General features: G+C 60.3%; 15 protein-coding genes. 6 read left to right on the top strand and 9 right to left on the bottom strand.

The annotated features are described in order from the left end of the window. Positions 1 to 56: 56 nt before the first annotated feature. The 3 genes from A6U86_RS20120 to A6U86_RS20110 form a co-directional block, all read right to left on the bottom strand. The gene (locus A6U86_RS20120) at positions 57 to 665 is read right to left on the bottom strand and encodes a TetR family transcriptional regulator (RefSeq protein WP_068394741.1); all 609 of its coding nucleotides are present in this window, start codon (positions 663 to 665) and stop codon (positions 57 to 59) included. 229 nt (positions 666 to 894) lie between these two features. Beyond that, entirely contained in the window at positions 895 to 1,374 is a 480-nt protein-coding gene (locus A6U86_RS20115; protein WP_068394740.1) for a hypothetical protein, read from the bottom strand. A gap of 121 nt (positions 1,375 to 1,495) precedes the next feature. After that, on the bottom strand, positions 1,496 to 1,927 hold the full coding sequence (locus A6U86_RS20110; RefSeq protein WP_068394774.1) for an OsmC family protein: 432 nt from the start codon (positions 1,925 to 1,927) through the stop codon (positions 1,496 to 1,498). A gap of 365 nt (positions 1,928 to 2,292) precedes the next feature. Here A6U86_RS20110 and A6U86_RS20105 point away from each other — a divergent pair, with 365 nt between their 5' ends. Next, positions 2,293 to 3,087: a FadR/GntR family transcriptional regulator gene (locus A6U86_RS20105; RefSeq protein WP_068394739.1), complete on the top strand. Its 795-nt coding sequence runs from the start codon at positions 2,293 to 2,295 to the stop codon at positions 3,085 to 3,087. Positions 3,088 to 3,118: 31 nt separating this feature from the next. Then, positions 3,119 to 4,267 (top strand): galactonate dehydratase, encoded by a 1,149-nt coding sequence (dgoD, locus tag A6U86_RS20100; RefSeq protein WP_068394738.1) that lies wholly within the window; start codon positions 3,119 to 3,121, stop codon positions 4,265 to 4,267. Positions 4,268 to 4,684: 417 nt separating this feature from the next. Here dgoD and A6U86_RS20095 read toward each other — a convergent pair whose 3' ends face one another. From A6U86_RS20095 to A6U86_RS20070, 6 genes are all read right to left on the bottom strand, one after another. After that, a complete protein-coding gene (locus A6U86_RS20095) occupies positions 4,685 to 5,401 on the bottom strand; it encodes a Bax inhibitor-1/YccA family protein (RefSeq protein WP_068394737.1) in 717 nt (238 codons plus the stop codon). A 22-nt stretch (positions 5,402 to 5,423) separates the two neighbouring features. Next, positions 5,424 to 6,194 (bottom strand): anti-sigma factor, encoded by a 771-nt coding sequence (locus tag A6U86_RS20090; RefSeq protein WP_068394736.1) that lies wholly within the window; start codon positions 6,192 to 6,194, stop codon positions 5,424 to 5,426. After that, complete coding sequence (locus A6U86_RS20085; RefSeq protein WP_068394735.1) at positions 6,181 to 6,720, bottom strand: sigma-70 family RNA polymerase sigma factor; 540 nt, start codon at positions 6,718 to 6,720, stop codon at positions 6,181 to 6,183. The genes A6U86_RS20090 and A6U86_RS20085 overlap by 14 nt, the downstream gene beginning before the upstream one ends. Before the next feature lie 64 nt (positions 6,721 to 6,784). Continuing rightward, on the bottom strand, positions 6,785 to 7,708 hold the full coding sequence (locus A6U86_RS20080; RefSeq protein ID WP_068394734.1) for a bestrophin family protein: 924 nt from the start codon (positions 7,706 to 7,708) through the stop codon (positions 6,785 to 6,787). Positions 7,709 to 7,838: 130 nt separating this feature from the next. Continuing rightward, a complete protein-coding gene (msrA, locus tag A6U86_RS20075; protein WP_083196918.1) occupies positions 7,839 to 8,585 on the bottom strand; it encodes a peptide-methionine (S)-S-oxide reductase MsrA in 747 nt (248 codons plus the stop codon). A 121-nt stretch (positions 8,586 to 8,706) separates the two neighbouring features. Next, positions 8,707 to 8,916 carry a SlyX family protein gene (locus tag A6U86_RS20070; RefSeq protein WP_068394732.1) on the bottom strand — a complete coding sequence of 70 codons (210 nt, stop codon included), beginning with the start codon at positions 8,914 to 8,916 and terminating at the stop codon, positions 8,707 to 8,709. Positions 8,917 to 9,148: 232 nt separating this feature from the next. On the opposite strand from A6U86_RS20070, the gene A6U86_RS20065 reads away from it, so the two are divergent. From A6U86_RS20065 to A6U86_RS20050, 4 genes are read left to right on the top strand one after another with little or no spacing between them, the layout of a single operon-like run. Continuing rightward, positions 9,149 to 9,985, top strand: a complete 837-nt coding sequence (locus A6U86_RS20065; RefSeq protein ID WP_068394731.1) for a metallophosphoesterase — start codon at positions 9,149 to 9,151, stop codon at positions 9,983 to 9,985. Beyond that, positions 9,982 to 11,145: an ABC transporter ATP-binding protein gene (locus A6U86_RS20060; RefSeq protein ID WP_068394730.1), complete on the top strand. Its 1,164-nt coding sequence runs from the start codon at positions 9,982 to 9,984 to the stop codon at positions 11,143 to 11,145. The genes A6U86_RS20065 and A6U86_RS20060 overlap by 4 nt, the downstream gene beginning before the upstream one ends. After that, positions 11,138 to 12,061, top strand: a complete 924-nt coding sequence (locus A6U86_RS20055) for a carbohydrate ABC transporter permease (RefSeq protein WP_068394729.1) — start codon at positions 11,138 to 11,140, stop codon at positions 12,059 to 12,061. Before A6U86_RS20060 ends, A6U86_RS20055 begins: the two co-directional genes overlap by 8 nt. Continuing rightward, positions 12,058 to 12,894, top strand: a complete 837-nt coding sequence (locus tag A6U86_RS20050; RefSeq protein ID WP_068394728.1) for a carbohydrate ABC transporter permease — start codon at positions 12,058 to 12,060, stop codon at positions 12,892 to 12,894. Before A6U86_RS20055 ends, A6U86_RS20050 begins: the two co-directional genes overlap by 4 nt. Positions 12,895 to 13,006: the final 112 nt, after the last annotated feature.

Raw genomic sequence — 13,006 nt, 5'->3', positions numbered from 1 at the left:
TCTCCTAAAGTCGAACAAAAGAGTGGGGGCACGCCGGCCATCCGGCGCACGAACTGCTATTTCTTCAATGCCCTGATGACGAACTCGACGAGATCCTCGGGCTTGGCCTGGTATGGCTTGGCAAGGCATTGCGCCACCATCTGCGGATGACAGAGATCGACGGTCGCGGCAGCGAAACACCTCGCCGCAACAACCGGATCCTGCTCGACGAACTCGCCGGCAGCGATCCCTTCGGCGATGATCTCGGCAATAAGATCCTGAATACGCTCGATATGCTTTTCGATGACATGCCAGTCCCGCTCGATGGCAATGACTACCATCTCATGGACCTTCTGCTCGTCGAGCATGGTCTCCAGCGTCATCTTGTATTGAGCGAGCACATAGGTTCGCAGCCGCTCGGATGCGCTGATCGGCTGATTGCGGATATTGAGGGCCATCTCGTAGCTCTGCCCCAACATGCGCCCGCACAGAGCCTGGTGAATTTCGATTTTGGAGCCGAAAAACCGGTAGATGTTCGCCGTCGACATGCCGAGATCGCGAGCGATATCGGCAACGGTCGTCTTGCTGTAGCCGTAGTAGCGAAAGAGCCTTTCGGCCGCTTCGAGAATGCGCGCGATGTTTTCCTCTCGCGCTGGATCGGCGCTGATATCGGGAAGATCGAGCATAATTAGAACCTGATGATTTACGAGTGACGATTTTCAATTTTCGTCACTCGTAAATCATCATGACGTCCATGTCAAGAAACCACCCGCAACTGCAGGCGGTTTTTAGACGCTAATCAATAAACCAAGGATGCGCCGAACAACCTGAAACAAGGGTTAAATCATCGACAACACGCCCGACCGAACGACCGGATGTGTCCGACATTTTGTCGCAGGAGCCTTTAGCCCGAGATCAGACGCCCAGAAGCGTGGGGCGGAAGCGGCGGATACTGAAATAGCCGACAAGCACACAGGCCACCAGCAGCGCCACCTGGGCGGCCAGTATCGGCGGCTCGTTGCCATTCGGTGCCAGTGCGTTGAGCACGGGTATCTTCTGGAACGACTGGATGATCAGCACGAGACAGTTGAAAAACAGGAGCACCATGGCGCCGATGATGAAGACCGGACGCCAGATGCCGGCAAGATGAAAGCGGTAGCGCGCCAGTGCGGTCGGTATGAAGATGAGAACGCAGAGACTGCCAACGATGATCGCCGGCGTAACGACATGAAACGGAAAGAGAAAACCCGTCAGGCTGGTGAGAATGGTCGTGACCATATAGACCAGCGTCGACCGTCCATGAGGATCGGCGGTGAGAAAACCCGCAGCAACGATAATGCCGCTGATGATAGCGATCAGGCTTATGACGACGTGAATCAACAAAATTCCAGACATTTTTGCCCCTCTCATCGGGCATTTCATCCTGATGAAAATGACAGCCCAATGCCCGGAATAGCTAATATACATGAAGCGCGCCGCGCGATCCAGCGCGGCGCGACACCCGTGAAAGTCCGTTTTACGCGGCGTGAACTTCCAGCGAAATCGGAACGGAAGCCAGCGCCTTCGAAACCGGGCAACCGGCCTTTGCCTTGTTGGCAAGCTCGGTGAAAGTGGCCTCGTCGGCGCCTGGAACCTTGCCGGTCAGCGTCAGATGGATTGCGGTGATGGCAAAGCCGCCTTCGACGCTTTCAAGCGTGACCTTGGCCGTCGTTTCCATGCTCTCCGCGGTGAAACCGGCCTCATTGAGGATGAGCGACAGGGCCATGGTGAAGCAGCCGGCATGCGCAGCGCCGATCAGCTCTTCCGGATTGGTGCCGGCGACGCCTTCGAAGCGGCTGGCGAAACCATAGGGGTAATGATTGAGCGCGCCGCTCTGCTTTGAGATCTGGCCCTTGCCATCCTTCAAGCCACCAGCCCATTGAGCCGAACCTGTGCGATTGATCTGCATAACGTCCTCCTTGTCGTTGAGATGAGCTTCGGAAGCGTAATCCTCGCCTCCCCGCGATGATCCGGCGGCAAAAAGCATTCATGCCAGCCGCACGGGCACCATAGTCCTTCTATCCGTCGAAGACGACGCCGCCATAACAGGACGGCGCCGTCTTCGACAAAGCGCGGCGGGCCCGATTGTTCCCGCCCACAACACGTAGCTTTTCAAATCATCATACAACATGATTGCCTATGTATGATGATTACAGTATATTGATTTTAGTATGGTCGCCAAACCTGACCGGACATCGGCTGCATGAAAGACCCGCCTGCCTCTCGTCGGGAAAGGCTCCCCGGGGACATGCGGGGTCGAGTGGAGGAGATAGGGTGGAATCGCTCGAAAGACAGGAGCATGGCTCGTCAGCCCAGCCCGCGCGCCGCCCGCGCGTGCGCAGGAACGTGACGGCGTCGATCGCCGAAGACATCTGCTCCGAGCGCTATCCCTCGGGATCGATCCTGCCGCGAGAAAACGACCTGTGCACGATTTACGGTGTGAGCCGCACGGTCATCCGAGAATCCCTCAAGGTACTGGAATCGAAAGGCCTCGTGCGTGGCAAGCCGCGCATCGGCACCACGGTCTGCGACAAGGACGACTGGAACATCCTTGATCAGGACGTGCTGGAGTGGATGGGTCCTCATATCGCGCAGTTCGACATCCTCGGTTCCATTCTGGAGGCCCGCCGCACCATCGAGCCGGCCGCCGCCGAATATGCCGCGGAACGTGCCACCGCTCAGGAAATTGCCGATCTCGACAATGCCTGGCGGCAGATGCGCGATAGCAGCGACGACCCGGAAGGCTTCACCGAAGCCGATGTGACCTTTCACAAGGTGCTGCTGAGCGCCAGCCACAACCAGGTGTTCCGCCGCCTGTCCAGCGCCATGCATGCCGGCCTCAAATATGCCCTGCACGCCTCGAATGTCGCCGCCCACAGCCGCGACGAGGCAATTACCGTTCATGGCGAGCTGGTGGAGGCGCTGCGTTTGCGCAACCGCACCGCAGCCCGCGACTGTGCCCATCGCATGCTCGATCTCGCCGCCCGCGATCTCGCCGTCGAACGACGGCTGGAGGATGGCCGGCGGATCAAACCAGAAACCTCGAAATCCGCGGCTGCAAACCGCTGATATCATCCAAAGCCGAAATGGAATCCTACCCATGAAGATCACGAAACTGACGACCTACATCGTGCCGCCGCGCTGGCTGTTCCTGAAGATCGAGACGGATGAGGGCATTATCGGCTGGGGCGAGCCGGTGGTCGAAGGCCGGGCACTGACCGTGCAGGCCGCCGTGCACGAGCTGGAAGATTACCTCATCGGCAAGGATCCCTTCCTGATCGAAGACCATTGGAACGTCATGTACCGCGCCGGCTTCTATCGCGGCGGCGCCGTGCATATGAGCGCCATCGCCGGCATCGACCAGGCACTCTGGGACATCAAGGGCAAGGCGCTCGGACAGCCAATCCACTCGCTGCTCGGCGGCCAGGTGCGCGACAAGATCAAGGTCTACTCCTGGATCGGCGGCGACCGCCCCTCCGACGTCGCCAACAATGCTAAGGAAGTCGTTGCCCGTGGCTTCAAGGCGATCAAGCTGAATGGTTGCGAGGAAATGCAGATCGTCGACACCTACGACAAGGTGGAGAAAGCGGTCGAGACCATCGCCACCATCCGCGAGGCGATCGGCCCCTATATCGGCATCGGCGTCGACTTCCACGGCCGCGTCCACCGCCCGATGGCCAAGGTGCTGGCCAAGGAGCTTGAGCCCTACAAGCTGCTGTTCATCGAAGAGCCCGTTCTCTCCGAAAACCGCGAAGCATTGAAGGAAATCGCCAATCATTGCTCGACGCCGATCGCGCTCGGCGAACGCCTCTATTCACGCTGGGATTTCAAGCAGGTCCTGTCGGACGGCTATGTCGATATTCTGCAGCCCGATCTTTCCCATGCCGGCGGCATCACCGAATGCCGCAAGATTGCGGCCATGGCGGAAGCCTATGACGTGGCGCTGGCGCCGCATTGCCCGCTCGGGCCGATCGCGCTTGCCGCCTGCCTGCAGGTCGATGCCGTCAGCTACAATGCCTTCATCCAGGAACAGAGCCTCGGCATTCACTACAACAAGGGCAATGATATCCTCGACTACATCTCCAACAAGGAAGTGTTCCAGTATGCCGACGGCTTCGTCAGCATTCCTCAGGGACCGGGCCTCGGCATCGAGGTGGACGAAGCCTATGTCATCGAGCGCGCCAAGGAAGGCCATCGCTGGCGCAACCCCGTCTGGCGTCATGAGGACGGCAGCGTCGCCGAGTGGTAGGACCACGTTACGGCTCTGATAAACGTGGGGCCGCATACCTTCAATGATCAAGGGCCCGATGGCAGCTGACTAGCGCTATCGGGCCCTTTCTTTTAGCCGGTGCTCTCTTAGTCCGGCACCTTTCCCCTTGCCGCGCTGCGGCGAAGATGGCTGCAAAACCGGTGCTTCATCGAGTGGGCTTGCCATCCTCGATAGTGCGACGAAGATCTTGCTGCTCGTCACCACGGGCCGGCCGCTTCGATCGCAACTCCAGTTTTCCAATCCCCCAAAAAAGTTGCGCCTGCAGTATCGGCGCAGATACTGCAGGCGCTTCATGCGTCTCAACAAGCCCCCAGGGAGACGCATAACCCGAGCATGATCACCAAAAGCGTGGAGTGCCTTTCGGGTCCGACCATGCCCAAGCCGGTGATTTCAAAACTACTCCCGTTCGCCGGTGAGGTTCAGCAGCAGCTGGAAGATGTTGACGAAGTTCAGGTAGAGCGACAGGGCACCGAAGACGGCGAGCTTCTGCTGCGATTCCTGATCATGGTTCTCGGCATACTGTTCCTTGATGTTCTGCGTATCCCAGGCGGTCAGGCCGACGAAGACGACGATACCGATCACCGAGATGGCGAACTGCAGGGCGCTGGAGCCAAGGAAGATATTGACGATGCTGGCGATGATCACACCGAACAGGCCCATCATCAGGAACGAGCCGATGTTGGAAAGATCACGCTTGGTCGTATAGCCGTAGAGGCTCGTCGCGCCGAACATGGTCGCAGCGATGAAGAAGGTCCGCGCGATGCTCGTGCCGGTGAAGACGAGGAACACCGAGGCCAGCGACAGGCCCATGACCGCGCAGAAGGCCCAGAACATCATCTGCGCCGTGCTTGCCGACATGGTCTGGATGCGGAAGGAGAAGAAGAACACGAAGGCGAGCGGCGCCAGCATGACGACCCACTTCAGCGGCGTTTGGAAGATCGGCACATAGAGCGCCGGCGTCGTGCCGACCACCATGGCGACGATACCCGTCAGCACGAGGCCAATGCCCATGTAGTTGTAGACGCGCAGCATGTGCTGACGCAGACCTTCATCGAAGAGCGCCTGCGAGCCGGCGGCGGCTCCCGCGCCGTATCGCGGATTGGTCGGGTTCATGCTCGTTCTCCTTTAATTCGAACTAGTACAGGCTGCGGGCAAGCTTTTCGGCATCGCCGTCGAGCTGCGCCGCCTGGCCATTGCCGATCAGCGCATAGGCAACTTCACCGATCTGCCAATAGGCAGCCTGAACATCGTCACGCTTGATGTGACTGACGTCCTTGACGGCGAAACTCCCCGGACGAACGGCGAAAAGTGACAAGTGACCGTCCTTGCCAGCATCGACCATCATTTCGACGCTCGGACCGAATTCGGACGGATAGATCTGGGCATCGGTGACGCGCCAGTCACCCGGAAGTTCCGGCAGGACGATCGCCGTCGATGCGCGGATTTCTTCCGGATTGTAATTCGTGGCCGCCGATTGCGGCTTGATCTCTTCGCGCATGGCCGTCGTCTTGTAGGCCTGCACCGCGTCGTCGACGAAAGCCGGTGGCCGTGTGGAGGCGCTGACTTCGCTCGCGGTGAACGCGCCGAAGGACGTATGCGCCACCCAGCCGCTCGCCACCAGCACGGCAACGGCTGCAACCCGCTGGAAAGATGCCAGCATGCGTCCATAGACCAGTCCGCGCTCCAGCCGCCTTGCGGCCTCGCGGGTCTCGGCCCTGAGCACATGGCTCTCGCCGGCCAAGGCCATGCGCAGCTCGCCACGGATGCTCATATCCGCCATCACCTTGGCGGCGATCTCCGGACGCTCCGAGAGATAGGACTCCACCTCGACACGGCGCGCAACCGACAGCTCGCCATCGACATAGGCATCGAGATCGGTATCGATGATCGGATCAACCGTTTTCATTTCCGCCTCCCTCGATCAGCCTGAGATGTGAAACCTTGGAGGTAGCCTCCTCGAAATTGCGCAGGCTCGCCCGGGCCCGCGAAATGCGGGACATCAGTGTGCCGACAGGAATGCCGAGCGCGGACGCCGCTTCCTGGTAGGAAAGATCTTCGATCGCCACGAGGTGCAGCGCCTCGCGCTGTTCCTCGGGCAGACTGAAGAAGGCCTCGCGTACCTGGCTCAGACGAACCGTATGGTCCTGGGACGCGGGCAATGCTGTTTCAAGCTCGGCCGCCGCCTCTTCATGGCGACGGTTTAGCGATTTCTTCTGGCGCAGGCGGTCGATATGCACATTGTGCAGGATCGACAAAAGCCAGGTGCGCAGGTTGCCGCTGTGACGGAAAGAGGCCTTGCGCTCATATGCCTTGACCAGCGCGTCATGCACCAGATCTTCGGCCTCGTCCGCATTGCGCACGAGCGAGCGGGCGTAACGTCTCAGCGAACCGAGCTGCCCCAAAACATCGAATGTGCGTCCTTTGCGATCCATACACCTATATACGGAAGCACTCCGGATTCTATTCCATGGCTTTTCGAAATTTTTTGCCGATGGCCTACATCAGCACGAAATCCTGGGGCTGCGGCAGCGGCGGCAGATCGGTTTCGCCGAGCGCTTCACGCAGATTGATCTCGATCGTATCGGCAAGAGCGCCGATGGCGAGCGCGTTCGGACGATGGCCGAAAGGATCCTCCAGCTCGTCGCCCAGCGCATCGAGCCCGAAGAAAGTATAGGCGATGAGAGCGGTGACGAAGGGCGAGCCCCAGCCGAGGGTATCGACGAAGCCGAACGGCAGCAGGAAGCAGAAGAGATAGGCGGTGCGATGCAGGAGCAGCGTATAGCCGAACGGCAGCGGCGTATTGCGGATGCGCTCGCAGGCGGCCTGGACCGCACCCATCTGGCCGACACTGATATCCAGCATCTGATACTGGATATCCGAAATCGCGCCGCTTGCTTTCAGACGTGCGAGATCGGCCGACATCAGGCGCAGGATGAGATCGGGTCGGTTCTGCGCGGCGTGATAGAATTCAGCCTCGCTCGAGGTCAAAAGCCGCATCACCTTGCTGTCGTCACTGCCCGGCCGGAGAAGGCAGACCAGTGCCTGCGCAAAGGCCATGGTCAGGCGCAGCAGGGTCTTTCGCGCTGCGATACCGGCCTCACCGCCCGCTTCAAGGATCAATGTCTGACGGGCAAAGCCGCGCGCGACATAGACGAGCTGGCCCCAGTCGCGACGCCCCTCCCACCAGCGGTCATAGGCGGCATTGTTGCGGAAGCCGAGGAAGATCGAAAGCGCGATGCCGAGCAGGGAAAGCGACGAGCCGTTGAAGGAAACGACCAGGTTCGGCCGCTCCTCATGTCCCCAGACAATGAGGGCCGACAGCAGGAAGATGACGACGATCTGCGGCAGAATGCGCTGAATGACCGAACCGCGCACGATGAAGAAAAGCTGGAAGAGATTCGGCCGGTCGCGGACGATCATGACAAAACGCACTCTCGATGAATGTCTGATGGGTCAGCAATACACCAGACAAGCCGCAAGTAACGAGCATTTCTTGCAAGGCGGAGCTGACCGGCGGGCATCGCTCGCCGGTCAGCTCATCCCACATCGGTCAATTGGCGCTGGCCGTCACCAGAACCGGATCGGCGCGATAATCCTTGGGAAAGAGATGCTGAAGATTCTTGATCTTCGGCAGATCGTTGATGACGATATAGGGATAGGTCGGATGTGTCGTCAGGAAGTCCTGATGATAATCCTCGGCGGCGTAGAACTGCCTGGCCGGCTCGATGCGGGTGACGATCGCGGCGTCAAAGGTCTTGGCCTTGTTGAGCTGGTCGATATAGGCCTTTGCGACATCAGCCTGCTCCTGCGTCGCCGGGAAGATAGCGGAACGATATTGCGTGCCGGTATCCGGCCCCTGATAGTTCAGCTCGGTCGGATCATGCGCCACGGAGAAATAGATCTGCAGCAGATGTCCGTAGCTGACCTTGTGCGGATCGAAGACGACGCGAACGGATTCGGCATGGCCGGTATCGCCATTGCTGACCAATTCATAGTGCGCGGCATCCTTGCCGCCGCCGGCATAGCCTGAGGTGGCGCTGATCACGCCGTTGACATGCTGGAACACACCCTGCACGCCCCAGAAGCAGCCGCCCGCAAGCACGATGGTCTCGGTGCCGGCGGAGCCCGCCTTCTCGTCCACGCTCGGTGCGGGAATAACGCGCGCATCCTCAGCAGAAGCCCGGCTGACAAATTGCAGCGCGATGCCGCCGACAAGGACCGCTGCGGCCGTGAGACCGGCGAAGCGCGTGATGCGTGCCGAATAGTTGCGGATCATGTCCGTCGATAAAGTCTTCATGATGATTTCCTCTCGACCGAGATAGTAGATGCTCCGGTCACAAGGAAATACGGGAAGACTGGCGCATTTGTTACACACGCCCGCGTGAAACACCGAAACGTGAACGAGGTATCAGCGCAGATCAGTAATGCGGCGGCTTTGTAATGGCCGGCGCGTCGAGTGACTGTTCCTCCAGCGTCAGGAAGCGCTCGGTCAGCCGATCGAGCTTCTGGCGCGTCTGCTCGACGACCTTCCATTGCTCCGCAATCTGGTCGGACAGCTCTTCGATGATCTTCGCCTGATGGGCGACCATTTCCTCGAGTGTCGTGATGCGGTTCTGTTCGTCTGACATGTCCAATCCTCTTCGGCAGCGATCTATATCACCCGGGCCCGGCGCGTACAGGCCTCAATTCACCATGCAGCCGGCGGCGACCTCATTTGACGGTGATGTGACAAAACTGAAAAACAGCTGAAAAGACCCGTTACTCAACTGACATGGGCACCTTCTAAAGAGAGCGCAGAAACGCGCCTGCCTTGGGTATCCCTTGTGGGCGCTTTGCTTCTGAAGACTCCGGAGACGCGCCTTGAAGATCATCCAGATTACCGACACGCATTTGAGCCCGAACAAGCCGCATTTCAACGGCAATTGGGAACCTCTGGCGAAATGGATTGAAGCGAGCGGCGCTGATCTTGTCGTTCACACCGGCGATCTCAGCGTCGACGGCGCCGACAAGGATGAGGATCTCACCTTCTCCATGGAGCTGATGCGCCAGATCTCGGTGCCGATGCTAATCGTGCCCGGCAATCACGATGTCGGCCATCTGCCGGGGTCCTATCAGCCCGTCAATCCCGAGCGGCTGGCGCGCTGGCGCCGCCTCGTCGGCCCGGACTATTGGGCGAAGGACGTCGATAACTGGCGGCTGATCGGCCTCAACAGCCTGCTGATGGGCTTCGAAGATGCTGAAGAGCAGAAGCAATTCGACTGGCTACAGGAGAAGCTGGAAAGCCGTGGCGATCGCCGCGTTGCCCTCTTCGCCCACAAGCCGCTCTTCGTCGATACACCTGATGAAGGCGATACCGGTTACTGGAGCGTACGCCCGGCACAACGCCGCCGTCTTTACGATCTGATAGCAGCCCACGATGTCGCCCTGCTCGGCAGCGGCCATCTGCACTGGACCTGGGAAGGCCGCTTCAACGACACGGCCCTCGTCTGGGCTCCGCCTGCCGCCTTCATCCTCGACAAGATGGAACGCGAAATGCCCGGCGAACGGCTCGTTGGCGCCGCCATTCATGATCTCGGCGAAACCGTCTCGACCGAGCTTGTCGCAGTACCGGGCATGACCGCCTACTTCCTCGATGACGTCGTCATGGAAGTCTATCCGCAGGCCGCCCCGAAGCTTCAGAAGGAAGCCACCGAATGAGCGCACTCTCGCTTCGCGGTATCGCCAAGTCCTTCGGCGGCAACGCCATCCTTAAAGGTGTCGATCTCGACGTCGAGCCTGGCGAATTCATCGCCCTCGTCGGTCCCTCCGGCTGCGGCAAGAGCACGTTGTTGCGCATTCTGGCGGGTCTCGAGCATGCCGACAGCGGTGAAATCGTTCTTGGCGGTACCGACGTCTCCGGCGTTGCGGCGGCTGACCGCAACATCGCCATGGTTTTCCAGTCCTACGCGCTCTATCCACATCTGACGGCGTCTGAAAACATCGCCGTGCCGCTCGCCATGCGCCGCCTGTCACGCGTCCAGCGCCTGCCCTTCATCGGCTCGCTGATCCCCGGCCAGCGCAGCACCCGCAGCGGCATCATCCGCGACGTTCGCGAAATGGCTGTTTCGCTGAAGATCGACCATCTGCTCGACCGCAAGCCCGGCCAGATGTCCGGCGGCCAGCGTCAGCGCGTGGCGCTTGCCCGCGCCATGGTGCGCCGTCCGAGCGTCTTCCTCATGGACGAGCCGCTTTCCAATCTCGATGCCAATCTGCGCGTCCATGCCCGCGGCGAGATCGTCGACCTGCATCGCCGTGCCGGCGTTCCCACAGTCTACGTCACCCATGATCAAGCCGAGGCGCTGTCGATGGCGGATCGCGTCGCCGTCATGATCGGCGGGCAGCTGCTGCAGCTGGCCTCCCCACAAGTGATCTATGACGACCCGAGCCATATCGAGGTCGCCCGTTTCGTCGGCCAGCCGCGCATCAACCTTTTACCGGCATTGGCCGAAAACGGCATCGTCGCCTTCGGCGGCATCCGGCTGGCGCTCGAAGACGGCAGCTTTGCCGGTAATAACGTCACGCTCGGCATCCGTCCGGAATTCGTCAGCCTCACACAGGGACGGCAGGATGCGCTTGCCGCCCATATCGAGCGGATGGAATTCCTCGGCTCCGAAGTCATCCTCTATGCCAAGCTCGACGCCATCGGCGAGGCCATGATCGTCAAGCTGACACCCGCCGAAGCCGCCGGTCTCTCCGCTGGCATGCCGGTCGCGCTGACGCTGGCGGCCGAGCAGGCCATGGTTTTCGCCGAAGACGGTCGCCGTTTGCGCACCGTCCCGGTAACCGTCGATGCCGCCAGGGAGAAGGCGCATGGCTAGCATTGCCGTCACTTCCCTGCCGTTGCAGACGGCGGCGGCGCGCGAACGTAGCGAAGCCCGCACCGCGCTCCTCTTCGCGCTGCCCGCAATCATCCTGATCGTGCTCTTCATCTTGGTGCCGATCGTCGCCGTCGTCGTCCTCGGCTTCACGGATTTCCAGCTCGGCGACAAGAACCTGCGCTTCGTCGCCTTCGAGAACTACGCGCATCTGCTGAAGGATCGCGCCTTTGTGAAATCGCTGTGGAACACGACGGTCTATACGGCGATCGTCGCTCCCATCTCGATCGTGCTCGGCCTTGGCGTCGCGTTGTTGATCGAGAGTGAAGGCATCGGCCGCAGCTTCTTTCGCACCGCCTACTTCCTGCCCGTGGCCTCGCTGATCGTCGCGATGGCGACGGTCTGGCAGTATCTCTTCCATCCCACGATCGGCCCGATCAACGCCCTTCTCGCCGAGTTCGGCCTGCAAGGCCCGAACTGGCTCGGCTCTTCGGCCACAGCCCTCTACAGCCTGTCGATCATCGGCGTCTGGCAGTCGGTCGGCTTCAACATGGTGCTGTTTCTCGCCGGCCTCACCGCCATCCCGCGTGAACTCTACGCCGCAGCCGAAGTCGACGGCGCGAAATCGGCGTCCGATCGCTTCTGGCTCGTCACCTGGCCGATGCTCGGACCGACGACGCTCTTCGTCACCACAATCAGCATCATCAACGCGGTGAAGGTCTTCGACACCGTCAAGGCTCTGACCGACGGCGGACCGAACCATGCCTCCGAGGTGCTGCTCTTCACCATCTACCAGGAAGGTTTCGTCTACCTCCGGGTCGGCTATGCCTCGGCGATGACGACGGTGTTTCTCGCCATTCTCGTGGTGTTGACCTTCCTGCAATATCGCGTCCAGGACCGGCAGGTGCATTACACATGACCTCGACAGGCTTCACTCCCGGCCGCATCCTGCGCCTCTCCCTGCTGATCATCGGCTCGCTCGTCTTCCTCGCGCCCTACATCTTCATGATCTCGACGGCGGGCAAGGCGCAGGACGATATCTTCACCTCGGCGCTGAGGCTGATCCCGACGCATTTCTTCTATATCGAGAACATCACCAAGGCGCTGAGCAAGGTTGATATGGGCAGGCTGCTGTTCAACGGCGTCCTCGTCTGCGGGCTGATCTTCTTCTTCCAGGTGCTGATCGCCATTCCCTGCGCCTATGCCATGGCGAAGCTGAAATTCCCGGCGGCACGCACGATGATGGTGCTGGTCATGCTCGGGCTGCTGATCCCGATCCATGCTACGGCGCTGCCGCTTTATGTCGGCTTCAACAGCCTGTCGCTGCTCAACAGCTATACGGCTCTGGTCGCGCCCTTCTCGATCTCGGTCTTCGCGATCTTCATGTTCCTGCAGTTCTTCCGCGCCATGCCCGACGATCTGATCCACGCCGCCCGCCTCGACGGCATGTCGGAACTCGGCATCGTCGCCCGCGTCATCGTGCCGAACGCCTGGCCGGCGGTAACGGCCTTCGCGATCTTCTCGGTCGTCGCGCATTGGAACGACCTCTACTGGCCGCTGATCGTCATCAGCAAGCCGGATTATGCCACGCCGCCGCTGGGCCTCATGTATTTCCGCGCTGCCGAAGCCGGCGACGACTACGGCGCTCTCATGGCGGCAACCCTGATCATCACCCTTCCCCTCGTCGTCGCATTCCTTCTGGCGCAGAAGCGTTTCGTCGAGGGCATCACCATGACCGGTCTCAAAGGCTGACCGGTTCCCTAGAGCGGATGATTTTAGATCGCATCGATCTAAAATCTGAATCCGCCCTAGAATCAAAGAAGTAGAGCATGATGTCGTCCGAAAACCGCACGCACTTTTCGGC

Origin of the sequence: Rhizobium sp. AC27/96 (assembly GCF_001692325.1) — a bacterium.
Classification (GTDB): Bacteria; Pseudomonadota; Alphaproteobacteria; order Rhizobiales; family Rhizobiaceae; genus Rhizobium.
The sequence above is the reverse complement of the archived record's forward strand: the minus strand, read 5'-3'. Positions and strand labels throughout refer to the sequence as shown.